Genomic DNA, 22,353 nt, shown 5'->3' with positions numbered 1-22,353 from the left:
CGAAATCGGATGATTTTTACCGCCTCCTTAGTACAAGCGAGGGTATAAAAATCTATTTATGTATACCTAATGTATATACAAAAAATCAAAAAATGAAATTTATTTTGCTGAAGGATAGGGTTTTAGCTATTTGCGGGTTGGGGAGATTGCTTGGATTTGAGGTGAAGTGAGGCATCCGGCGAGGTCTTCGATTTCGTACTTAATGGCTTGGATTCGGGTAATTTGGTCCTGGTTGCGGAGTTCCTGGAGGAGGAAGGCCTTGCGCTTCAGGAGGTATTCTTCCGGAGAGATGTCGTGGTTGTCATACTGCTTCTGGTATAGGTTGAATAGCTGTCGGTCGATGTCGGTGACGCCGACATGGAGGTTGAGCTTGTCGGTTTCAATCTGGAGGCGGCGCTGGAGGCGGTGGAGCTTGGCGATTTCGAGGTCTTCCTGGAATTGGGAGCGTTTGATGATGGCTTCGCGGGTGGCGGCGTGTTGCTGCCCCGCGCGGTGGGCCTGGTAGATCAGGGAGGAGTTTAGGCCTATTGAGAGGGTGGGGGTGAGGCGGGAGCTGAAGTTGCCTTCCTGGTCGCGACGTAGGGCGGGGGATAGTCCTGCACTTACTGAGGGGAGGTATTTAAGCCAGGCTCCTTTTTTGGATTCTTGGAGGGTGGCCAGGTTGACTTGGAGGAGACGGGCGTGGCGGTTGTGGATGCAGTCTTCAAAACCTCTCCCCCGGCCCCTCTCCGAAGGAGAGGGGAGACGTGATAAACGTGGATGCTCGCTTCGCTCGTTTTGGGAAAGGGCAAGCCTCTCCCGTGTGCGTGGATCGGCGGCTCTGGCTTCGGGATAGGGCAGGTTCGCTGCGCGGCTGCCTGCGGCGGTGGTTACCGTGATTATGGTATCGGGGCTCTGGGCGTGGTCCTGAGATCCGCTATCGCTCGTCGGGATTACGCTTTGGGCGTAACAGGTGGCGGGGACGCAGGTGCAGAGTAAGAAGATGAAGAGCAAAGGGAGGTTGCGCATGACGTTGGATTTTGGTTAGTCTGCGGGGTAGGGATCGGGGGGAGTAAAGAAAAAGGGGTTAAAGGAGGAAAGGGGATAAGCCTCTTCCGTGCTTCATCAGTTGTAGGTGAAGCTTAGGTTGATGGTGGTGGCTCCGTTTTCGATGTCGACGTAATTGGCGGGATCCAGAGTTAGCTGGTAGGTGGGTTCGTGGGCGCCGGCGACTGAGTTCCAGGACTGGAGGGGTAGGGGGGCGCTGTCGCCAGTTTGAGCAGTAATGGATTCGAGGTTCAGGGTTGCGGGGCAGTGAGCTAGCCAGACGGTAAGGGAGGTGTCGTCCCAAGCGGCGAAGAAGTCGGGGCCGGTAGCGCAGGACCAAGCTTCCCAGGCGAGGTAGGTGGCCAGGTAAGATTCGCCTTCGTATAAGTAGCGGAAGCCGCCAGTGTTGACGCCTCTGGTGTTGGGGTCGGAGAAGTCGAGGGTGATGGTGGCGGAGAGGGGGAGTTCTTCGAGGATGGGGTTGGCCAGTTCGCAACTCGGGTAGAGGAGGGCGACTAGGGCGGCGAGAAAGATGATCAGGGGGTACGACGTGAGGAGGGTTCGCATGACTGGATGGCTTTAGTCTGCGGTGTGCGTCGGAGATTTAAAGATAAGAGGATTTTATTACTCATTTAAAATTTTCTTTAAATGGTAAATGCTTATTGCATTTCATATAATAATCTGCTCATCTTCTATGTGGGGACCCGGAGCCCAAAGAAAGGGGGTGGATGGTTAGGAGAAAGGACAGGTGGTTAGGGTGCCGACGACTGCCTGTTACTTCCGTCTATTTCCTGGTATTTTTAGCTATTTTCCTTATTTGGCTTCGACTTTTTTCGCCTCCGCTGGTGGTGGGGCAAATTGCTTCCAGCCTCCTCCTTGAAAAATCTTGACTGTACTACCATCGGTTAGAGGGACTGAGAGTATTTCCTTGTCATACATGAGGTGGTTCTGGACACACTCGTTGTACTGAGATTTCCAATTTGCTAAGGTTCTATTGAATATTTCCAATACTTCTTCAAGGTCAATAGGAGTATTGTTCGATTTTGGGTGTAGAATAAAAAGCACTCCATCAGACTCTTCTATATCACATACAACGGGAATTGGGCAGGCGATAACTGAGCATTCCATTCCGTTGATCTTCATGGGCTTTATGGTGAAATCGTTATTGTTATTAGCGGCGGTCAGAATAGCTTGAAGTTCTAACTGCTCACCGCGCAAGCTTTCTTCTCCCATTATGGTACTTGTCGCAATAGCACTTACTTCCAGATCGTCTTTTAAGAGGTAGGTTTTGTTGTGATAGACGGCAGATTCGTCTTCTTCAGTACAAATATCTTCGAGGTAAACACCAATAGTGAATCTAGCGTCTGTTGCTTCCAAGACGTAAGGGAGAAAGCAAGTCCTTGAGACCATCATGTACGTCCTGATCGCAAAGCCTGTTGCCATTGGCACTCACTCCATCCATGACATAATTTGTATTCCGATCAATCAGCTTACAGGTCTGGTCATTGAGCGATATCATAGAAGTGGCAATGGCTCTGTTGATCATCGACTTTCTAGCTGAGCCTTGGGTGAGGCTCTCAGCCTCCAGGTCCTTCTCAATTGCTTCGACTAGCGACTTAGGGAATAACTTGTCGTAATAATATTTACCGACTTTGAGCGTGATGTAAATCCCAATAGTAAGTAAGAGCAGTACTGTCCAGGCCGAGAGGAATTCTGTAGTGTTCTTGGTGGCGAGGTTCATGACCACCACCACAACAATTTCCACTGCGATGAAAACCGGGCCAAGTTTGAAGATGAACTCCAAGAATTTTTTCAACTCGCTAAATTTATTCATTATGCGGGAGTTGAGTGTAAAGATTATTCTTCCTGGGTAGTAGTGTCAGTTTGATCCAGGATCTTATCAAAGTCACTCTGGTACCGTTCGTCCTGAATCTTACGGTAGTTGTCGTAGTGTTTTGCGGCGAGTTCTTTGGCGACTGTCATGCGAACTTTTCCGGCATCCTGAAGAATGTCATATTCGTTGAAGGCGAGAAATGCATCGAGCTTGGTGATCCAGTCGGCCATTTTCATGGGCTTTAGTCGTTTGGCCTGGTTCTCTGCGAAATCGAGGTACATGGTGACGATGCGGTTGAGGCCGTCGAGTTCTTCCTTGGCGAGGTAGTTTTTGGCGGTGCCGACGTCGGACTTCTGGATTTTCCCGGCTGGACCGTTCTTCCAGTTGGTGAGCCCGATATTGGGCTTCTCAGCATCGACTCTTTTAGCAATCAGTTCGGCTGCGGTGTGGCCAGTGATGGCCCAGTGTAATTTGTTTTGGACGGTTTTGTAGAAGAGCTGGGTGAGTGGTGCTGAGGGATCGTAATCGATGCTACAATCTTTGTAGATGTCGGTAATCTTTTGGTAGAACCGGCGTTCGGAGGCGCGGATTTCGCGGATGCGTTCGAGTAGCTCGTCGAAGTAGTCCTTTCCGAAGCGGCCGCCCTGCTTCATGCGCTCATCGTCCATGACGAAGCCTTTGATGAGGTACTCCCGTAAAGTTTCGGTAGCCCAGATGCGGAACTGAGTGGCTTGATAGCTATTGACGCGGTAGCCTACGGCGATGATGGCGTCGAGGTTGTAGAAGTCGACCTCTCGAGAGACCTCCCGTCTACCTTCTTGTTGAACTATTCGAATTTTTCGAATAGTTGAACTTTCGGGAAGTTCTTCGGACTTGAAAATCTCTTTAAGGTGATAGTTGATGGTCTGGACCTCAACGCCGAAGAGTTCGGCTAACTTCTTCTGGGTTAGCCAAAAGGTGTCGTCTTCGTAGCGAAGCTCTACTTTGACTTGACCTTCGGGGGTGGGGTAAAGGATAATTTCGGCTTCTTGCATAGGGTTGGGTAGCTTTGGGTGCATGGCGCGTGCAGCGGTTAAAGGGGAGAAATTATTCTGGCACGAAGAACTCTTCAATCATTGCTTGTACGGCTGGGCGTACGAGTTTGAAAGCTTCTTGCTTTCCTTCCGCAACGTCGGTATTGTCCATAGACAGGAAAGAAAGAATGGGAAAGGGGACGCCTAGTGCCTTGCTAATTTTCTCCAGGGACGTGAGGGTAGGGGACTTCTTGCCCGTTTCTACCTGGCTGATGTAGGGGGTGGAGAGCCCGGCAGCGGTTGCTAGTTCCGCCTGAGACATTTTCCTTTTCTCGCGAAAGTCACGGATTGTTTTTGCTATGTTCATGGCCAGGGAATTTCTTGTAAGATTTCTTGCAGCATTCTAACTGCGGAGACTATCGTTTTGGTGATGTTTACTGACTCACCTAATTTTTTACGGCGTTCGTCAGCTTCCAGGTTGTCGATGCAGGTTTGGATTGCCTGAACCTCGTCAGTGGTAAGGTGGTGGCGGGAAGGATTAGAGGCTATTCCCCGGAGGAGGGAAATCATGTGTTCTACAGAATTCATAACTAAAAAAGGATGATCCGCGGGAGTGCCGCTGGGTTGTTGAAATAAAGAAGTCGGACAACTTTATTTCGGCATCCTTTAGGGTGTGAATCCGATTTAGGTGAGCGTAGCGCCAGGAGAAAACGGAGGCGTTTTTCCAGGTTTTGGTTAGTCGGCGGTATGCTTGCAGAACTATGCGGCTGGCGCGGCGATAGATCTGGTTGATTTTGTTTACGAAGCACAGGATACGTTCCCGGTGCCGCTTGGCTGTTTCGACTTCATCCTCCACCCAAGTGTCGAATTCTTCATCACAGAAGTAGTTAGACCAATAATGAAAGGGAAGGCCGGAAAGGGCGAAGGCTCGGCCTCGCTCTTCAATTGATAGGTTTCTATCGGTAATTATCGCGAGGTAGTCGTGTCTCGGGCGAAAATTGGGTTCGATGAAGTGTTTAGTCGGGCAAGTCGTTGTATAGTTAGGGAATGAGGGCTGATCTTCAAAAGCTCGGTAGGCGTTGTTTGGTTCCTCGAAATACCGAACGTAGCCATCATCGGGTAGGGGTTGAAAAGGCAAAAAGTCCGCTTCAATTTTCAGGCCTGCTCCGATGGGCTCAAAAGAATTGCTGAGTGCAATTTTATGGATGAAGTGGTCTTCGTCAAATTTCAGAAGGCGGTCCCCGGTAAATTCTTCAAAGTAGCGGATCTGGGTAAAAGCAGATGCCTCACCAAGACGGCGGAATGAAGTATTGATCTTGATTGCCTCCGATAGTTCTCTTAATCTTTCGGCGGCTCCAGCTACGGGGGCTAGCGCGGCTGCAAGTTTGCTTTGATGCAACTGTAATTGAGCTGCAACTGCTATTCCTGGTTCCAGAGCTGAATGTACTTTGTCTTGCAACCTCGCGGCAGCACAGAAGTGGGATGAGATTGCCTGGCTAGTTACTCCCGTAATCACGATACCAGGGGTTTCTCCAATTTTAGAGATTTGGTTAAAGCGTCCTATACTTTCAGCCATTCTGAAAGCAGCACTTTGTTGACCCGCCAATGTATTCACAATGCTCATAGGAGTTCTTGACAAGCGCAAATATAGCCTTTAGTTTATTTTTAAACAAATTTTTATTTTAATCATTATGCGCAACATCTGCTTTAAACTTAGTTTTACTATATCTAGCAGCTTCGCTAATATCAAAGCTTAGGAATGAGCCCTCGAATGAACTCCCCAAGAGTTGAATAGGCAAGCAGAATGAGCAAGCAAACAACAATCAGCCAAAGACGTCGAAAGGATGTGGTAGAATTGAGTAAGCTGGTGTTTTCCTCACTGGTGTAACCTTTCGTCTCCAAGAGATAGAAAGGCCATACCCGAAATCGGAACTCTTTGGGTTCCTTGTTAGTAGGTGGAGTAGGATCCATGGGTTAGGATTTAGTGGTCAAAAAGAGACTTGGTGATCAGAATAATGATCTGCTCACCTCCTATATGGGGGACCCGTAGCCCAAAGAAAGGGGATAGGGGTGGTACGGGAAAGGACAGGGTGTTTTGGCACTTTTGGCACGGTCGATAAATAGCGGCTACCGGTAAATTTTGGCTGCTGATAAGAGCACCGATGAAGAGAGGATTGGATAGCATGACGTCAAAACTTATGATACTTACCACATTCCGCAAAACCTATCCATATTATGCTCACCTCAACTTTGTTCGCCTAATGCCTGTATCTTTACCAGTGCAAACAGCCTTCTAACTTGATTAGACTCCTTCACATATTCCTGGCATCTCTCGTACTCATCGGCTCCGCCGGGGTGACGGTGAATCGTCATTTCTGTATGGGGGAGTTGAAGTCGGTCGCCATTTTTGGGGAGGCGGAGAAGTGCCATAAGGACCAGGCTAAGCAGCAGTGTCCTTTCCATCCGGAGCCCAAGGAAGAAACAGAAGGCAAAAAAAAGGGGTGTTGTGACGATGAGTCTGAGTTGGTCCAGATCGATGATCAGGAACAGACGGTAGTGGAGGTGCTACCAACGGTTATCGCGCTTTTGCCGGATTTTCCCCCTCAGCTCTTCAACTACCTTCCACCGCACCCGCGTCCGCGCAAAAACACGAACTTCCAGAATTACCGCCCGCCTCCGCTGATACCGGACCCGGTGCGCGAATTCCAGGTATTCCGTATTTAACGATTTGATGATTTTCTGATTCCCCGCCGGTAGACACCGTTCGGGGCTTTCGTGATTTTCGTCAATTGTTGTTTTATGATTAATGCTTTTGTACGCTTCTTCCTGGAGAATAAGCTGGTGGTTTGGCTACTATTGCTGCTCTTCGTGGGCTGGGGCCTGGCTACCGCCCCCTTTGAGTTTGATGTTCCCGGACTTCCCCGCGACCCCGTTGCCGTAGATGCCATTCCCGATATCGGGGAGAACCAGCAGATTGTCTTTACGCAGTGGATGGGGCAGTCGCCGCAGGACGTGGAGGATCAAATAACTTACCCGTTGACGTCGTCGTTGCTGGGCATTCCGGGGGTGAAATCCGTTCGGTCCAACTCGATGTTTGGCTTTTCGAGCATCTATCTGATTTTTGAAGAGGATGTGGAGTTCTACTGGTCCCGAAGCCGGATACTGGAGAAGTTGAACTCGCTGCCGGCGGGACTGCTTCCTGAGAACGCCACGCCTACGCTTGGCCCGGACGCTACGGCACTGGGGCAGGTCTATTGGTATACGCTGGAAGGTCGTGCGCCCGATGGAACTCCCGTTGGTGGCTGGGACCTAGACGAACTGCGGAGCATACAGGACTTTTACGTCCGTTACGGGCTTAGTGCGGCTGGCGGCGTCAGTGAAGTAGCCAGCATTGGCGGCTTCGTGAAGGAGTATCAGGTGGATGTGGACCCGGAGAAAATGCGGGTGTACGGCATCACGCTTCAACAGGTAATGGCCGCCGTTAAGGGATCAAACCTCGATGTGGGCGCGGCAACGCTGGAGATTAATTTGGCGGAGTACTTTGTCCGTGGGTTGGGCTATTTGCAGAACCTCGATGACCTGGAGCTTGCTGTTGTCAGCGAAAAAAACAACGTTCCCGTTTACCTCCGGGATGTGGCGCGGGTAACGATTGGTCCGGCCACCCGACGGGGTATTTTGGACAAATCAGGCGCTGAAGCTGTCGGTGGGGTAGTGGTGGCACGCTACGGCGCCAACCCGCTGGAGGTGATCAATAACGTCAAGGCTAAGATTGGGGAGTTGGCGCCAGGATTGCCGAAGCGGGAGCTGGAGGACGGAACGATGAGCCAGGTGACGGTTGTCCCGTTTTATGATCGTTCGGAACTGATTCAAGAAACCATCGGCACCCTAGAAGAAGCCCTGACGCTTGAAATCCTGATCACGGCCATCGTCGTAATCCTGTTGCTGTTCAATCTCAAGTCTTCGTTACTGGTAGCAGGGACACTGCCAGTCGCAGTACTGATGTGCTTCATCGCGATGCGCTACTTTGGGGTTGATGCCAACATTGTAGCGTTGTCGGGTATTGCCATCGCCATCGGTACGATGGTGGATATGGGGATTGTGCTGACGGAGAGTATGGTCTACCGGCTAAACGACCCGCCCGAAGGAGAGAGTAGGCTGGAAAGCATTTACGAGGCCACGGTTGAGGTCGGCTCGGCGGTGCTGACGGCGGTGGCGACGACGATCATTAGCTTTCTGCCGGTCTTCACGATGGAGGCTGCGGAGGGTAAGTTGTTCCGACCACTGGCGTTTACAAAGACATTTGCGCTGGTGGCAGCTATAGTGGTGGCACTGGCGATTATTCCTGCGCTGGCGCATTCGGTGCTGGGGTGGGACCGAGATAGTAAGCGGATAAAAATTATTGGCAATAGCCTTCTGATTGGGGTGGGTATTGTTGCCTGGGTATTTGTAGCCTGGTGGCTGGGAGTTGTTACGATTCTGGCGGGTGTGCTTGGGGTTGTGAAAGGATTTTTTGGCGCGGACGCGGGTGCAAGTAGGGTTGGAGGAGCAATGGAAACCCCCTCCCCAACCCCTCCCCACGGGGGAGGGGCTTTTAAAGGAAGCGCTCAGCGCTTCTTAGTCTACTTCACTCCTTTGATCAACGTCGCTATTGCATTGGTCCTGGCCTGGCTCCTGGCAGGTTACTGGCTTCCACTTGGGGTGAACAAAAGCCAGGCGACGAACTTCCTTTTCGTAGTGGTGGTGTCTGGTAGCTTGTTGGGCTTCTTTTGGTTGGTAATTCACTTTTACACGAAGGTCCTCGGCTTTTTATTGAAGGTGAAGATTCTATTTTTAGTCTTGATTGGGCTGTTGATCTTTGCGGGCTTTCAGTCTTACCGAAGCATCGGTGAGGAGTTTATGCCCGCGCTTGGCGAGGGGGCATTTCTTCTGATGCCCACGAGCATGCCACACGCCGGCATCGAAGAAAACTTGCGGAATCTCCGTACGCTGGATATGGCGGTGACGACGGTTCCGGAAGTGGAGATGGTGGTCGGGAAGGCGGGGCGGGTGAATAGCCCACTGGACCCAGCGCCGCTGTCTATGTACGAGAATATGATCTTGTACAAGACGGAGTATGCGACGGATGCGGATGGGCGGCGGCTGCGGTTTAAGGTGGATGAGGATGGAAACCTCACCCCCGGCCCCTCTCCGGGGGAGAGGGGAGACGCGACTGGTGTTGGAGGTAGCTCAGAGGTTCATGAGATCAACGGAGCTTATTACGAACTTGATGATAACGGCCAATATTACCGACAATGGCGCGACCACATTAAGAGCCCCGATGATATTTGGGAGGAGATCATTGCCGCCGCTCAGCTTCCTGGGGTGACTTCTGCTCCCAAGCTTCAGCCGATCGAAACCCGGCTCGTGATGCTGCAAACGGGAATGCGGGCTCCGATGGGAATCAAGGTTCGGGGGCCTGACCTGGCTACTATCGAGGCCTTTGGCCTGGAGCTGGAGCGAGAGCTGAAGAACATCGACGGGGTAAAGGATGCGGCGGTCTTTGCCGACCGTATTGTCGGTAAGCCATACTTATTACTTGACGTGAAGCGCGAGATAATCGCCCGCTACGGCCTTAGTGTAACGGACGTTCAACAGCAGATCATGGCCACCGTTGGTGGGATGAAAATGACTACAACCGTTGAAGGGCGGGAACGCTACGCCGTTCGCCTGAGGTACCCCCGTGAACTGCGGGATAATCCGGAGGCGATCAAGAACATTCTTGTCCCAACCCGTAGTGGTCAGATCAAACTTGGAGAGCTGATTGACATCCGGTACGAGCAAGGCCCGCAGTCGATTAAGTCGGAAGATGGCTTTTTGGTAGGGTACGTCCTCTTCGACCGTGAGGAAGGATACTCGGAAGTAGAAGTAGTTGAAAACGCCCAAGCTTATCTTGACGGGTTGGCGGATGCGGGGAATCTCGATATTCCTGCAGGCGTAAGCTATCGCTTTGCCGGTAATTATGAGCAGCAGGTTCGGGCCAACGAGCGGCTGAGTTTAGTGGTCCCAATCGCGCTGGGCCTGATTTTTCTGATCCTGTATTTCCAGTTTAAGTCGATCACCACGGCCCTGATGGTATTCAGCGGGGTATTTGTGGCATTCTCCGGTGGCTTCTTGCTGCTGGGTGGGTACGCTGATCCCGACTTTATGAACTTCAACTTCTTTGGGGCTAACCTGAGAGACCTATTCCAGATGCGGACGATCAACCTGAGCGTGGCGGTCTGGGTCGGCTTCCTTGCCTTATTCGGCATCGCGACGGACGACGGCGTACTGGTGGCGACTTTCCTGCGGGACAGCTTCGCGCGCAATACGCCCGAAACGATTCCCGAGATAAGGGAAGCGGTTATTGAAGGTGGACTAAGGCGGGTACGGCCGGCGATGATGACGACGGCGACGACGCTGCTGGCTTTACTGCCCGTGCTCACGGCTACGGGCCGGGGTGCGGACATCATGCTGCCGATGGCTATCCCCAGTTTTGGCGGGATGGCGCTGCAGGTGGTGACGATGTTTACGGTACCGGTGCTTTGGTGTATGCGGGAGGAAATCAAACTTAAATTCAGAAAATGATGAGAAAGTCAAGACAAAACCAATTTCTCATCGGATGCATCTTTGGCCTTGACGCAGTCGGGTCAAAGTTCATCCGATGTGTAAATTGGTCGACACCGACGACACCGAGCCTACGCGTTACACATCGGATGAACATTTTTGCGACTACGTCAGCAAAAAGGATGCATCCGATGAGAACGCTTTCCTTGCTCTTCTTAACCATTCTTTGCACCTGCGTCCGCGCCCAAAGTCTGGATAGTCTAAAGGCGGAACTGCGCCGGGTAAATCCGGAACTACGGGCCCTACAACTGGACTATGAAGCTGCGATGCGGATTGGTGGCCAGCTGGATCAACTTCCAGATTTAGAAATCGGTGCCGGCGTCTTTGTACTGCCGGTGGAAACCCGGACCGGGCCACAGCAATTTAGGGTAGGTGCAACGCAGATGCTGCCCTGGCCGGGGAAGCTTGCGGCAATGGCTGCTACGGCGAATGCCCGTGCCCGACCACTGTTAGAAAAGGTCGCTGCCCGTCAGTTGATGTTGATCTATCAGTTGGAAAAAGCGTACTTCAGCCTAGCTGGGATTGATGCTCGACGAGCCGTTTTGGAAGAAAGCCTTGACTTATACGCGAGCCTCAATCGCCTGGCGCTAAGCCGCGTTGAAAGTGGAAAGGGGAGTTCGGTAGATGTCTATCAAATCCAGATGCAGCGGCAACAGGTGGAGCGCCAGTTGGCGGAACTCCGCTACCTCGCCCAGCAGGAAATGGTGACGATCAATGAGTTGCTGAACCGCCCGGCGGATACCCAAGCGGAGGCTCGACTTAATATTGAGGACCGCGTTGAGGAAACCCTGGACTTCGCTCCCGATTTGGCAAACGACGACCCCGACCTGAGTAACCACCCCGGTCTCCGTATTTATGGCCTGCAGCAGGAGGCCAATCGCGCAGCCATTGAATTGACGAAGCTGGACCAGCGGCCTGACTTTGGTATTGGCCTTGATTACATCGCCACCGGCCGCCGGGAGGACATGAACCCACTGCGTAATGGCCGCGACGTGATTCTACCCCGCGCCATGGTCACCCTTCCGTTGAGTAAGGGGAAATTCACTGCCAAACGCCAGGAAGAAGAAGTGCGCATCCTTGCGCTGGATGCCCGGCGGGAATCGACCGAAAACCAGTTTCGGGCGGAGATGAGGCGTGCGCTGAACGCCATTGATAACGCCGCCAACGAACGGTACTTCCTTAGGGAACAGACGCGGGTGATTAATGCCACCGTAGCGATTGCCAGGAGCGAGTTCGCCAATGGCAAACGCGCCTTTGATGAACTGCTGCGCCTGGAAAACCAACTGATCGGGTACCGCACTAAAGCGGTGATGGCCGAAACCACCATTCTTTTACAAAGAGCGATCATCGATCGCTACCTCATAAACTATTAGACATGAATACTCGAACGATAATTTACGTTGCGGGGGCACTTGTCCTCGGTTTGCTAGCCGGCTACTTTCTGTTTGGTGGCGAGGCCCAAGTAATGGACCAACACGCTGACCATGACCATGAAACGATGGATGAAGGTGGCGGAGAAGCACAGATATGGACGTGCTCGATGCACCCCCAGATCCAGCAAGGTGAGCCGGGCGATTGTCCGCTGTGCGGAATGGATCTCATTCCGTTGCAAGCGGGTAATTCTACCGATCCGTCGATACTGACGATGACGGAAGCAGCGGTGGCGATGGCACGGGTGCGGACAGTTATTGTCGGCCCCCTGGCCCCCAATGGGGGAACTACTGAAGCAGAAAATGAGGGCGTCCCGATAGCTATCGGAACAGGTGCAGGGGAGGTTGAGAGAGCGGGGTTGAAGCTTACCGGACGTCTCGCCCCTGATGCACGAACCGCTGCCGTTGAGGTATCGGAATTCGGCGGACGGGTCGAGCGGCTGTTCGTCTCCTTTGCGGGAGAGCAAGTCCGCGCCGGCCAACGAATTGCAACGGTGTATTCTCCTGATCTGGTCGTTGCTCAGGAAGAGTTGCTGCAGGCTAAAAAATTTGCTGACGTTAATCCAGAACTGGTGGCGGCGGCTCGTACCAAGCTCCTCAACCTGGAGGTCACCGAAGCGCAAATTGCCGAGTTGGAGAAAACCGGTGAAGTCATCAGCAATTTCCCCATTTATGCGGACCGCAGCGGGACGATCCTGGAAACAAAGGCTGAAGTGGGGGAGTACGTCAAAGCCGGTGGGGCGCTGTACACCTATACAAATTTGAGTAACCTCTGGGCGTTGTTTGATGCTTATGAGCAGGATTTAGCAAAGGTCAGGGTGGGGGATAAGGTCTCTTTCTCCGTTGCCTCCCGGCCGGGTGAAAGCTACGATGCGCGGGTCACCTTCATTGACCCGGTTATTGATCCGCAAACAAGGACGGCTGCGGTGCGGGCGGAGGTTAGGAACCGTGGGGGGCGGTTGAAGCCAGAGATGTTTATTGAGGGGACGGTAACGGCTAGCGGGACCACTCGGCCGACGAACCAAGGTCGTTCCTCCCAAGGTTCGGCCGACGAGCTAGTGGTTCCTCGTAGCGCGGTGCTTTGGACCGGAGATCGCTCCGTGGCTTATGTGGAGCTGCCGGATATGGAGGTGCCGACTTATGAATTTAGGGAGATTACGGTTGGCGAAAGGGTAGGGGATGGCTACCGGATTACTTCGGGCCTGGCAGCTGGCGACCGGGTGGTCGTCAACGGAGCCTTCCAGATCGACGCCTCCGCACAGCTTAATAACAAGGCCAGTATGATGAACCGGGATGTGCTCATCCAGGGCCAGGAATCGGAAGCACCGGTAGGGGAGGAGGTGCCTGATTACCGGGAGGATACGCCGGAAGCTTTTCGGGCACAATTGGGAAAAGTCGTGGAAGCCTATTTACCGCTGAAGGACCGGATGGTCGCTACGGAGTCAGCTGATGAGGCGTTGATAGCTTCGCTAAAGGAGGCTTTAACCGGGGTGGATATGACGCAGGTAAAAGGCGATGCCCACGTGTACTGGATGCAGCAAATGGAGGCGATCGAAGCCCACGCAAATGCCCTGTTGAAGAAAGACGATGTGGAGGCTCAACGTGGGCAGTTTGGCTTTTTATCCCAAGCGCTGATCAATGCTTTAACGGCTTTTGGGGTAGACGGTATTTACTACGTGCAATACTGCCCGATGGCTTTTGACAATGCCGGCGCCAACTGGCTGAGCAATGAAGAACAAATCCGCAATCCTTACTTCGGAGACTTGATGATGAAGTGTGGGAGCGTGACCGCCGAACTATAACAACGGAGATATTTCTGTGAGTTGGACCTTCCGTGCGACCACAACCAATAATTAACCCGGAGTACTGCTCCAAAATCTATTCCACCATGCGTTTTTTCAAATCAATGACCGCCTTGGTGCTGGTCCTTTCTTTCACCTTCGCCTTCACGGCTTGTGGTGACTCTGCTACGACTACCGACACTGCTACTGAAACCACGACCGTGGCTCCGCACGGAGAGGGAAAGGAGTTCACTTCGGCGTACGTGTGCCCGATGCACTGCGACGGAAGTGGTAGTGACAAGCCCGGAGAGTGCCCGGTTTGCGGGATGGACTACGTTGCTCAAGCGGAGCATACGGACAACGGACATAAGCACTAAACGATAGCATTTAAGGGCAGCGGCAAGTTGGTGAGTTTGACCTAACCCCGCACCTGCGTCCGCGCCCAAAACTTGAGCCGGACTTCCTTTCACTTTTCACAAAACATTTTAACCATGCGTATTCTTCCTATACTTCTCCTCGTGTTTTCCTTCGTGGCCATGGCCGCGCCGTCGAAAACACTCGTCATCCAAACCAACGCCCAGTGCGGGATGTGCAAGGCCTCCATCGAGAAACAGCTTAATGCCCTGGACGGGGTAAAAGAGGCCGTTCTTGATCTGGAGACCAAGCAGGTCACCGTCACCTACAAAGGCAAGAAAGTCGACGAAAACACACTTCGTCAGGCTATCTCCGATGCTGGTTACCAAGCCGACGATGTGGCGCCAAATCCTGACGCCCAAGCTAAACTGATGGCCTGCTGTCAACCAAAAGACGCTAAGACCGGTGGCTGCTGCGCTCCCAAGGCCGGTGCCAGCTGTGCTAAAAAAGAGGGCACAAAGTAGTTCCGATAATCCTTCCGTCCTGCCGCTAACCGGCTGCTGTAAGTGGTTGGTTAGCGGTAAGGAGGGAGGCACTAAAAACCAATCAACTATGATGACGAAATTGAATCTTATTGTCTGCCGGTACCTGGCCCTGGTTGCTTTACTGGTGATTACCGTTGCGTGTGCTGAGCCCTCCTCCGAGGCTGCCGTGGAGGAAACAGTGTCTAAACCTGCGGAAGCGACGGTGCGTGCCCCGGAAACGGAAGCCAACCGCCAAGCCCGGGCGATCATTGAGGAAGCTATTGTAGTTGCGGGTCTGGAAGAAATGGATGAAGCTGCCTTTGCCTTTCGTTTCCGGGACAAGGAGTACCGCTACCAGCAGACCGATGGAACCTACACGTACGAGCGTTGGTGGACGGATTCCACGACCAACGAAGTCACCCGTGATGTGCTGGACAACGATGGGTTGGTACGTTACATCAACGGGAAGGTTGCGGACATTACAGAGAAGAAGCGTAGAGCGTACAGTAACTCTGTCAATTCGGTCATTTACTTTGCTTTTCTGCCGTGGGTACTTAACGACCCTGCCGTGATCCCGACTTACCTGGGTCGGGATACGATCAAAGGGGAAGTACTAGACCAGATTGATATTGCTTTCACTACTGACAACGGTGGTGAGGATGCTGACGACGAGTATATGTACTGGTTTACGACAGACACCCGGCAGCTTAAATACCTGGCTTACTCTCACCCTGGTGGTAAAGCTCCTCGTTTGCGGGAAGCCTATAACGAACGGAAAGTTGATGGTGTCATCGTCCGCGATTACCACAATTGGAATACACCGGGAAACAAGGCTCGCTCTATCAAAGAACTACCAGCTGGCTTTGAGGCTGGTGAACTGAACCTGCTTTCGGAGATCAATCTGGAGGAGGTGCGGAGGTTGGAGGTTCGCGGGGACCGGCAACGTGGTGATGCAGCCATTAACCAATAAACGAAGAGACCATGCCAACACTGAAGATCAAGAACATTGTTTGTCCGCGGTGCATCCGTGTTGTTCGGGAGGAGTTGACCGCTGCGGGCTACCCACCGGAAGCGGTTAGGATGGGGATGGTGACTTACGCCACTCATCCGGGCGAGGAGGGCATCCGACGCATTGCGGAAGTGCTGAAAGAGAACGGGTTTGAATTGCTACTGGACGCTGAAGATCAGCAGGTGGAGCGGATCAAGACATTGATCATCGGTCTTGTTCATGACCGGAACAATAAGCGGGCAGCGGAAAATCTATCTGACTACTTATCCCGCGAGTTGCGGCAGAACTACGCGACGCTTTCTAAACTCTTTTCCAGCCACGAAGGACAGACCATCGAGCGATTTCTTATCCGGCAGAAGATCGAACGGGTGAAGGAGTTGCTGACCTATGGGGAGGAAAATTTAAGTGAGATTGCCTTTGACCTGGACTATAGCAGTACGGCTCATCTATCCGGTCAGTTTAAGCAGGAGACAGGGATGACGCCGACACAGTTTCGCAAGATGAAAGACCCAGACCGACGCTCATTGGATGCGCTGGGAGAAGCGGAATGATGTAAAGATTGGTCAGAATACTGTAACACATGGAGGAAGCTTTGCCCCGAACTTTGCGATACAAAATAAAAATTGTGCCTTATGACTAAGCTGAAATTCAAGACCAACATCAACTGTGGCGGCTGCTTACGCGGCGTTACACCAGTGCTTGATGGGAAGGAAGCCATTAAGCACTGGGAGGTTGATTTAAAAAGCCCTGATCGGACGCTGACCGTGGAGACGGAAGCACTTACGGCGGATGAAGTCCGGGCGGTTGTTGCTGATGCTGGCTACGTGGCTGAGCCATTTGCTTAGCTTCGGAAGAGTGATCCGGAAGTGGGTGACTCTTCTTTTTCTAAATGATTAAATAAGCGTTTAAGTGAATAAAATGCTCTCCCTATTGTTGGCTTTCAATGTGCTCATCGGCTCCGTCGGCGTGCCAGTGAGCCGCCATTTTTGTGGGGGAGAGTTGAAGTCGGTTGCCATTTTTGGCACGGCTAAAAGTTGCCATGTTGAAAAGGTGGCATCTTGCCCATCCCATCCCAAAGAGGGGAGCGAGGTAAAACGAAAGAATTGTTGTGGTGACGAATTTGATTATGTCCAACTGGATGAAGATAGAGAGGTAGAGACCTCCGGAGACTTGCCATTATCGTCAATTGCTTCTCCAGATCTACCACTTTGTCTATTTCCGGAGTTAGCTACCACTACGCGTCCGCGTAAGTTGAGTAAGCTTGAAAGTTACCGACCGCCTCCGCTCTTAGTTGACGTGATGAGGCAGTGGCAGGTGTATTTGATTTGATGTTGATGTATGGTGCAATCCATAAGGTGGATTGTATCTGGGAAAGGCCAAATGAGCGACCGTAAAGGACGCACCAACTGGTTTGACCTTAAACTTTCCCGTTCACCTTGCGAACGCAGAACCACCTCGTATAGCCGAGTCTTTTGGTTCCTTTTAATACATCTTATCAAATCCGAGAAGTACCTAATTAAGGTAGCCCTCTCTCAATTCATCGAAGCATGAATATCTTCAAATCATTTTTCCTCCTTGTTTTCCTGGGCTTTTTCGCAACAGCTTGCAATAGTCAATCCGCCCATTCTAAAGCTGGCCACGAAGCTGAGTCGGCGCACCATCATGGCGAAGCCGCTGGTGCAGCAACCAATAGTGTCTTTCAGGCACAGTTGAGTAACGTTACGCGGGAGTACCTCCGCATGAAAGACGCGTTGGTTCGGTCAGATGCGGGTGCCTCCAAAACCGCAGCCGCGTCGATGCAACTTGCGCTCTCTTCTGTAGACATGAAGCTGGTGACGGGTGATGCTCATATGGAATGGATGGGGTATTTAAAACAGTTGAAATCTGTAACCGAAACGGCAGTTGCGGCCAAGAGCCTGGAAGACGTACGGCAGGCCTTCTCCGCTATGTCATCACCACTGGCAGGCGCTATTAAGCGCTTTGGTGGAAACGATACGGAACTCTATTTACAGCACTGTCCGATGGCTTTCAGTAATGCCGGAGGTGACTGGTTGAGCGACATTGAGGCGATTCGTAACCCCTACTTTGGCGACCGGATGCTGAAGTGTGGCCGGGTGATGGAAACGATAGAATAACCTGAGTGTAATTAGTAGCCCCTCCGGCTAGCTTTCCGTCAGCTGGTGGGGCTTTTACACCCATTATTTATCAGGAAATCATTACGGAGATGCAAGAACAAACATTGTACATCGATGACATGGTTTGTTATCGCTGTATCCTAGTGGTGGAGCAACTGCTAAAGGAAGCTGGTTGGAAAATACTTGAGATTGAACTAGGGTATGTCCGAGCAATTCCGCCGACAGCTAATATTTCTTTGCAAGGCCTGTCCGATGGTCTAAGGAAAGTAGGTTTACGTCTGAGGCAAGACGGCCATAACCTCATCACTCAAGTAAAGGGGATAATCATTGAATACGTGTACGATGATCTGGCTACTATGGATATACCTCTTTCTGAAATAATTGTCCGCGAGGTAGAGATGAGTTATAGTTACGTAAGTCGTCATTTTTCGAGTTCGGAGCAGCGAACGATTGAAGAGTTTTACCAACTTCATCGGATAGAGCGGGCGAAGCGATTGTTGTTTCAGACGAACACAAACATTAAGTCCGTGGCGCAACGACTCAAGTATAAATCGCCTGGACACTTCTCTGCCTCCTTTCGGAAATTGACGGGAGAAACGCCCAGTGATTTTCGAGCTAAGGGTAATTATAAGCCTCAACCGATTGATAAACTTTGAAAGGTCATAATTAGAACCATCTATGCAAAATTTGACAAGAACACGGTTGCTTATCGTCGCCTTTTATATAAAACACGAAGAAAGATGAAACTACAAATCATTGTATTATTCCTTGCTTTAGCCTTTTTACAGGCTTGTAATAGCGGGACCAAGACGGATCATGCTACTGAGATGGCGAATCACACGGACGTTGAACTCAACACCCCGGAAGAGGTGAAGGCCGAGAAGGCTGCTACACCAGATGCCTTTGACGCCAGTTTTGCCGATGGAATTACGGCAACCGTTTATCAGTATTATCTAAAGTTACAAATGGCCCTGGTAAACAGTGATGCGGACGATGCAAAATCCGCCGCCGGCAACCTGGCCGAAGCGATTGGTGACGATAAACCGGCCCTGCGTGACCTCGCCCGCGAAGTGGCGGAAGCTGACGATTTGGAAGGTGTACGAGCCCGCTTTGCCGAACTGACAACAGGCCTGGAGCCACTCTTTACCGATGGCATTACCGATGGTGTGATCTACAAGCAGTACTGCCCGATGGCCTTTGACGGCGCGGGTGGTAACTGGTTTTCTGATGTATCTGACATCCGTAATCCTTACTACGGCGACAAAATGCTGAAGTGCGGAAAGGTAGTAGCGGAAATAAAATAGACTATACTTCTTCGCCCTGCTTTTTTAACTCCGCCCGGCACCTGCGGCCGCGCCTCTAATAAGCTTTACACCACGTTTTAATCCACCCAACAATGATGAACCACGATAAAGAGATGAACGATACGAATGGGATGAATCCCTACCTCAAATTTGGAATCATGATGACGACTTCCTTCGTCATTATGTATGCCGTGATGTACTTAAGTGTAGACAAATGGGACCACATCTACCTGGCTCCTTCCCGTACGTACATGACCTTTCTGATGATTGCCGCTATGGCACCTACCATGCTTTTATTCATGTGGGGGATGTACAAAAAGAAAATCTGGAACTACGCCATATTGGGTGTCTCCGTGCTGGCTTTCGTACTTGCCGTGGGGGGCTTAAGGCAGCAGGTTTTCGTAAGTGATGTGCAATGGATGAAGGCAATGATACCGCACCATAGCATCGCCATCATGGTCAGCCAAAAAGCGCATCTTAAAGACCCCGAAGCGATCAAGCTTGCTGAAGAGATCATCGAGGCGCAGGAGCGAGAAATCGCTGAGATGAAGAAGATGATTTACCGACTAGAACAAAACGATTAACCAGGTTACCTATGGTCTCGTAATGCGATTGCCACTAAACCATTATAAAGGTCAGCCAGCTTCGTGCCGGTCGGCCTTTCTTTTACAACCCAGCCATTATGAAAATTTACAATCTCTTTTTATCAGTCCTTTTGCTCATTCCTGTCTTGGGAATGTCTCAGCAGATCGGGATAACTCCCCAGGGTTCTCTTGAAGGGAATCCGGATAATCTACCGGTCCGTGAATATGAATTAGTAATCGAATCCAATTCGGTCAACATCACGGGTAAGGCTGTTACCGGCATGACCGTAAATGGTGGTATACCTGGTCCGGTGTTACGTTTTGAAGAAGGTGAATTTGCTCGGATTACCGTTACCAACAAGATGGAAGTAGAAACTTCCATTCACTGGCATGGTCTTCTGCTGCCCAATTTTTACGACGGGGTGCCTTATCTGAATACACCGCCGATTGAACCGGGGGGAAGTTTTGTTTACGAATTTGCCTTGAAGCAATCCGGCACTTATTGGTACCACTCTCACACCATGCTTCAGGAACAAAGCGGGGTATACGGATCCATCGTAATTGAACCGAAGGAGACGACGTTGGAATACGACAAAGATCTGGTGCTGATGCTCTCCGACTGGACGGACGAAAAGCCCGCCAGTGTGCTTAAAAATTTAAAAAGGGGTAACGAATGGTACGGCATCAAGAAGGGGACCGCTACGCCGCTCAACCGGGTAATCGCCCGGGGTGGCCTCGGTGCTCAACTGAACTTCTGGCGGCAGCGCATGGAGGGTGCGGATATTGCTGATATCTACTATCCCGCCTTCTTGATCAACGGTGAATCCAATTCGGAGAACCCCGACTTCAAACCAGGCGAACGGGTGCGTTTACGCATTATTAATGGTGCGGCTTCTTCCTACTTCTGGCTAACGTTCGGCGGACCGACCCCGCTGCTGGTTTCAGCTGACGGGCTGGATGTAGTTCCCGTAAGGAAGAACAAGACCCTGATCGGCAACGCAGAGACGTACGACTTTATCGTGACGATCCCGGAGGACGGGAAACTGGAAGTAAAGGCTTCTGCCTTCGACGGCTCCGGAAAGGCGACAACCACCCTCGGTACCGGCCAGCTGTACCCTGCCATGGAAATCCCCCGCCCCGATAAGATCGGGATGATGAAGATGATGGCGAAGATGGATATGCGGATGGGGGCCCCGGCGTTAAAGGCCAATCCCAATAAAGATGAACGCTACGAGATAAAAGAGAAATACGGGATGCAGATGGACATGGGCGGCATGGACATGTCTGGTGGTAAGATGGACGGGATGAAAATGGGCGACCAGAAAACGGACAAGCCCGGGATGAAGATGGGCCAGGAGAAAATGGAAGGAATGGACCACAAAAACATGAGCCCTGCGGAGCACGCAAAAATGACGGATGACACGAAGATGCTTGCTGACTCGATGAAGGTAAATCAACAGAGAATGCCGGGGATGGAAGGCATGGATCACGGCAAGATGGGGAGCATGGAAAAAGGCAAAGACGGCATGATGCCGCCGGCGGAGATGATGGGCCGCGCTTTTGACTATAGCTATTTACGCTCCCCGGAGAAAACGACTTATGCAGCGGATGCACCGGTTAAAGAGATCTTATTAAACCTGACGGGAAATATGAATCGCTATATCTGGAGCTTCAACGGCGTTGGATTATTCGAAACGGATAAGATCAAGATTAAAGCTGACGAGGTTACCCGAATCACGTTTAATAACCTGACGATGATGCACCACCCGATGCACCTGCACGGACACTTCTTCCGGGCGATTAACGAAAACGGTGAGTACTCCCCACTAAAGCACACCGTCAACGTAGCACCGATGCAGGAGGTTACGATCGAGTTCTACGGAGACGAGTATGGTGACTGGTTTTTCCACTGCCACATCCTCTACCATATGATGGGCGGTATGGCCCGAATTTTTAGCTATGACACACCTCGTGACGAGCGATTAGCAGATGCTCCTTTAAGCCATCTCATTGCGGAAACTGATCAGTTTTACACCTGGGGAATGGCGGACGTCGCTTCCCATATGAGTGGCCTGAGCCTGGTTTCATCTAACATCAGGAACCAGTTTAACCTGAACCTGGAGTACGGCTACAATAAGAACTTTGAGGCGGAGATTTCTTACGAGCGGTATATCTACGACTGGGTGCGGGTATTCGGCGGCGTCAACGTAGAGAATAGTGTTGAGGAGAGTTTCGACGATCCATCGATCACGGCGGTTGCCGGTGTCCGCTGGTTGAGTCCCTACTTGTTTAACATCGATATGCGGGTGGACAACAAGCTGCGGCCGCGCATTGGGATTGGGCGTAGCATCATGTTTTTTCCACGCTTATCGGCCTTTGGGTACTACGAGTACCAGGCTGATTTTGGGGTTGTAGGTCGTGAAGACGGGAACACCGACTACCAGGGTGAGACAGTCTGGAGTGCCGGTATGGAGTACATGCTGGGCCGAAACTTCTCGCTGATGGGTAGCTATGATAACCGCTTCGGATACGGTGGTGGGCTGAGTGTCAGATTTTAAATCGTAAATTAAGTTTAAACACTAACTGAAATGAAAGACTGTTGCAAGCCGGACGAAAATCCGGGCATCATAAAGCGCTTGCTTAACGGAATCACTACGGGAGTGTTGATCGCCCTTGCACTGTTTGGAATTGTGATGATGTTTCTTTAAAAACTTACC

At 51.5% G+C, this 22,353-nt stretch carries 23 protein-coding genes; 15 read left to right on the top strand and 8 right to left on the bottom strand.

Annotated elements, in window-relative coordinates:
• Window positions 1-126 precede the first annotated feature (126 nt).
• The 8 genes from BM123_RS11900 to BM123_RS11870 all read right to left on the bottom strand — a co-directional run bounded on the left by BM123_RS11900 (window position 127) and on the right by BM123_RS11870 (window position 5,497).
• A complete protein-coding gene (locus tag BM123_RS11900; protein WP_090168746.1) occupies window positions 127-1,008 on the bottom strand; it encodes a hypothetical protein in 882 nt (293 codons plus the stop codon).
• A 96-nt stretch (window positions 1,009-1,104) separates the two neighbouring features.
• Entirely contained in the window at window positions 1,105-1,593 is a 489-nt protein-coding gene (locus BM123_RS11895) for a hypothetical protein (RefSeq protein ID WP_090168742.1), read from the bottom strand.
• 246 nt (window positions 1,594-1,839) lie between these two features.
• A complete protein-coding gene (locus tag BM123_RS11890; RefSeq protein ID WP_090168739.1) occupies window positions 1,840-2,403 on the bottom strand; it encodes a hypothetical protein in 564 nt (187 codons plus the stop codon).
• Window positions 2,384-2,860 (bottom strand): hypothetical protein, encoded by a 477-nt coding sequence (locus BM123_RS11885; protein WP_090168737.1) that lies wholly within the window; start codon window positions 2,858-2,860, stop codon window positions 2,384-2,386. Before BM123_RS11885 ends, BM123_RS11890 begins: the two co-directional genes overlap by 20 nt.
• Window positions 2,861-2,883: 23 nt before the next feature.
• Window positions 2,884-3,894: a virulence RhuM family protein gene (locus BM123_RS11880; protein WP_090168734.1), complete on the bottom strand. Its 1,011-nt coding sequence runs from the start codon at window positions 3,892-3,894 to the stop codon at window positions 2,884-2,886.
• A gap of 52 nt (window positions 3,895-3,946) precedes the next feature.
• Window positions 3,947-4,240, bottom strand: coding sequence for a helix-turn-helix domain-containing protein (locus BM123_RS11875; protein ID WP_090168731.1), 294 nt, complete (start codon window positions 4,238-4,240; stop codon window positions 3,947-3,949).
• On the bottom strand, window positions 4,237-4,443 hold the full coding sequence (locus BM123_RS23920) for a hypothetical protein (RefSeq protein WP_139211860.1): 207 nt from the start codon (window positions 4,441-4,443) through the stop codon (window positions 4,237-4,239). Before BM123_RS23920 ends, BM123_RS11875 begins: the two co-directional genes overlap by 4 nt.
• Window positions 4,412-5,497, bottom strand: a complete 1,086-nt coding sequence (locus tag BM123_RS11870; protein ID WP_139211859.1) for a hypothetical protein — start codon at window positions 5,495-5,497, stop codon at window positions 4,412-4,414. The genes BM123_RS23920 and BM123_RS11870 overlap by 32 nt, the downstream gene beginning before the upstream one ends.
• A gap of 674 nt (window positions 5,498-6,171) precedes the next feature.
• Between BM123_RS11870 and BM123_RS11860 the strand changes: the two genes are divergently transcribed.
• The 15 genes from BM123_RS11860 (at window position 6,172) to BM123_RS11795 (ending at window position 22,194) form a co-directional block, all read left to right on the top strand.
• Entirely contained in the window at window positions 6,172-6,597 is a 426-nt protein-coding gene (locus BM123_RS11860) for an HYC_CC_PP family protein (protein ID WP_139211858.1), read from the top strand.
• 75 nt (window positions 6,598-6,672) lie between these two features.
• On the top strand, window positions 6,673-10,476 hold the full coding sequence (locus tag BM123_RS11855) for an efflux RND transporter permease subunit (protein ID WP_090168719.1): 3,804 nt from the start codon (window positions 6,673-6,675) through the stop codon (window positions 10,474-10,476).
• Window positions 10,477-10,646: 170 nt separating this feature from the next.
• Window positions 10,647-11,888 (top strand): TolC family protein, encoded by a 1,242-nt coding sequence (locus BM123_RS11850; protein WP_175489346.1) that lies wholly within the window; start codon window positions 10,647-10,649, stop codon window positions 11,886-11,888.
• A 2-nt stretch (window positions 11,889-11,890) separates the two neighbouring features.
• Window positions 11,891-13,747 carry an efflux RND transporter periplasmic adaptor subunit gene (locus BM123_RS11845; RefSeq protein ID WP_090168712.1) on the top strand — a complete coding sequence of 619 codons (1,857 nt, stop codon included), beginning with the start codon at window positions 11,891-11,893 and terminating at the stop codon, window positions 13,745-13,747.
• Between the two features lie 86 nt (window positions 13,748-13,833).
• On the top strand, window positions 13,834-14,103 hold the full coding sequence (locus BM123_RS11840; RefSeq protein ID WP_090168710.1) for a heavy metal-binding domain-containing protein: 270 nt from the start codon (window positions 13,834-13,836) through the stop codon (window positions 14,101-14,103).
• A 114-nt stretch (window positions 14,104-14,217) separates the two neighbouring features.
• Window positions 14,218-14,604 (top strand): heavy-metal-associated domain-containing protein, encoded by a 387-nt coding sequence (locus BM123_RS11835; RefSeq protein ID WP_090168706.1) that lies wholly within the window; start codon window positions 14,218-14,220, stop codon window positions 14,602-14,604.
• A gap of 88 nt (window positions 14,605-14,692) precedes the next feature.
• Complete coding sequence (locus BM123_RS11830; protein WP_090168704.1) at window positions 14,693-15,574, top strand: DUF6503 family protein; 882 nt, start codon at window positions 14,693-14,695, stop codon at window positions 15,572-15,574.
• 11 nt (window positions 15,575-15,585) lie between these two features.
• The gene (locus BM123_RS11825; RefSeq protein ID WP_090168703.1) at window positions 15,586-16,164 is read left to right on the top strand and encodes a helix-turn-helix domain-containing protein; all 579 of its coding nucleotides are present in this window, start codon (window positions 15,586-15,588) and stop codon (window positions 16,162-16,164) included.
• Window positions 16,165-16,245: 81 nt separating this feature from the next.
• The gene (locus BM123_RS11820; RefSeq protein WP_090168701.1) at window positions 16,246-16,458 is read left to right on the top strand and encodes a heavy-metal-associated domain-containing protein; all 213 of its coding nucleotides are present in this window, start codon (window positions 16,246-16,248) and stop codon (window positions 16,456-16,458) included.
• Between the two features lie 73 nt (window positions 16,459-16,531).
• Window positions 16,532-16,942, top strand: coding sequence for an HYC_CC_PP family protein (locus BM123_RS24915; RefSeq protein ID WP_406603247.1), 411 nt, complete (start codon window positions 16,532-16,534; stop codon window positions 16,940-16,942).
• Between the two features lie 218 nt (window positions 16,943-17,160).
• The gene (locus tag BM123_RS11815) at window positions 17,161-17,748 is read left to right on the top strand and encodes a DUF3347 domain-containing protein (RefSeq protein WP_090168699.1); all 588 of its coding nucleotides are present in this window, start codon (window positions 17,161-17,163) and stop codon (window positions 17,746-17,748) included.
• A gap of 89 nt (window positions 17,749-17,837) precedes the next feature.
• A complete protein-coding gene (locus tag BM123_RS11810; protein ID WP_090168696.1) occupies window positions 17,838-18,404 on the top strand; it encodes a helix-turn-helix transcriptional regulator in 567 nt (188 codons plus the stop codon).
• 84 nt (window positions 18,405-18,488) lie between these two features.
• Window positions 18,489-19,052, top strand: a complete 564-nt coding sequence (locus tag BM123_RS11805; RefSeq protein ID WP_090168692.1) for a DUF3347 domain-containing protein — start codon at window positions 18,489-18,491, stop codon at window positions 19,050-19,052.
• A 95-nt stretch (window positions 19,053-19,147) separates the two neighbouring features.
• The gene (locus tag BM123_RS11800) at window positions 19,148-19,636 is read left to right on the top strand and encodes a DUF305 domain-containing protein (RefSeq protein ID WP_406603246.1); all 489 of its coding nucleotides are present in this window, start codon (window positions 19,148-19,150) and stop codon (window positions 19,634-19,636) included.
• A 98-nt stretch (window positions 19,637-19,734) separates the two neighbouring features.
• Window positions 19,735-22,194, top strand: a complete 2,460-nt coding sequence (locus BM123_RS11795) for a multicopper oxidase domain-containing protein (protein WP_090168689.1) — start codon at window positions 19,735-19,737, stop codon at window positions 22,192-22,194.
• Window positions 22,195-22,353 lie beyond the last annotated feature (159 nt).

This window comes from Neolewinella agarilytica, from assembly GCF_900110645.1.
GTDB classification, from domain to species: Bacteria; Bacteroidota; Bacteroidia; order Chitinophagales; family Saprospiraceae; genus Neolewinella; species Neolewinella agarilytica.
Note: the sequence above shows the minus strand (reverse complement) of the source record. Positions and strands in the feature narration are given on the sequence as shown.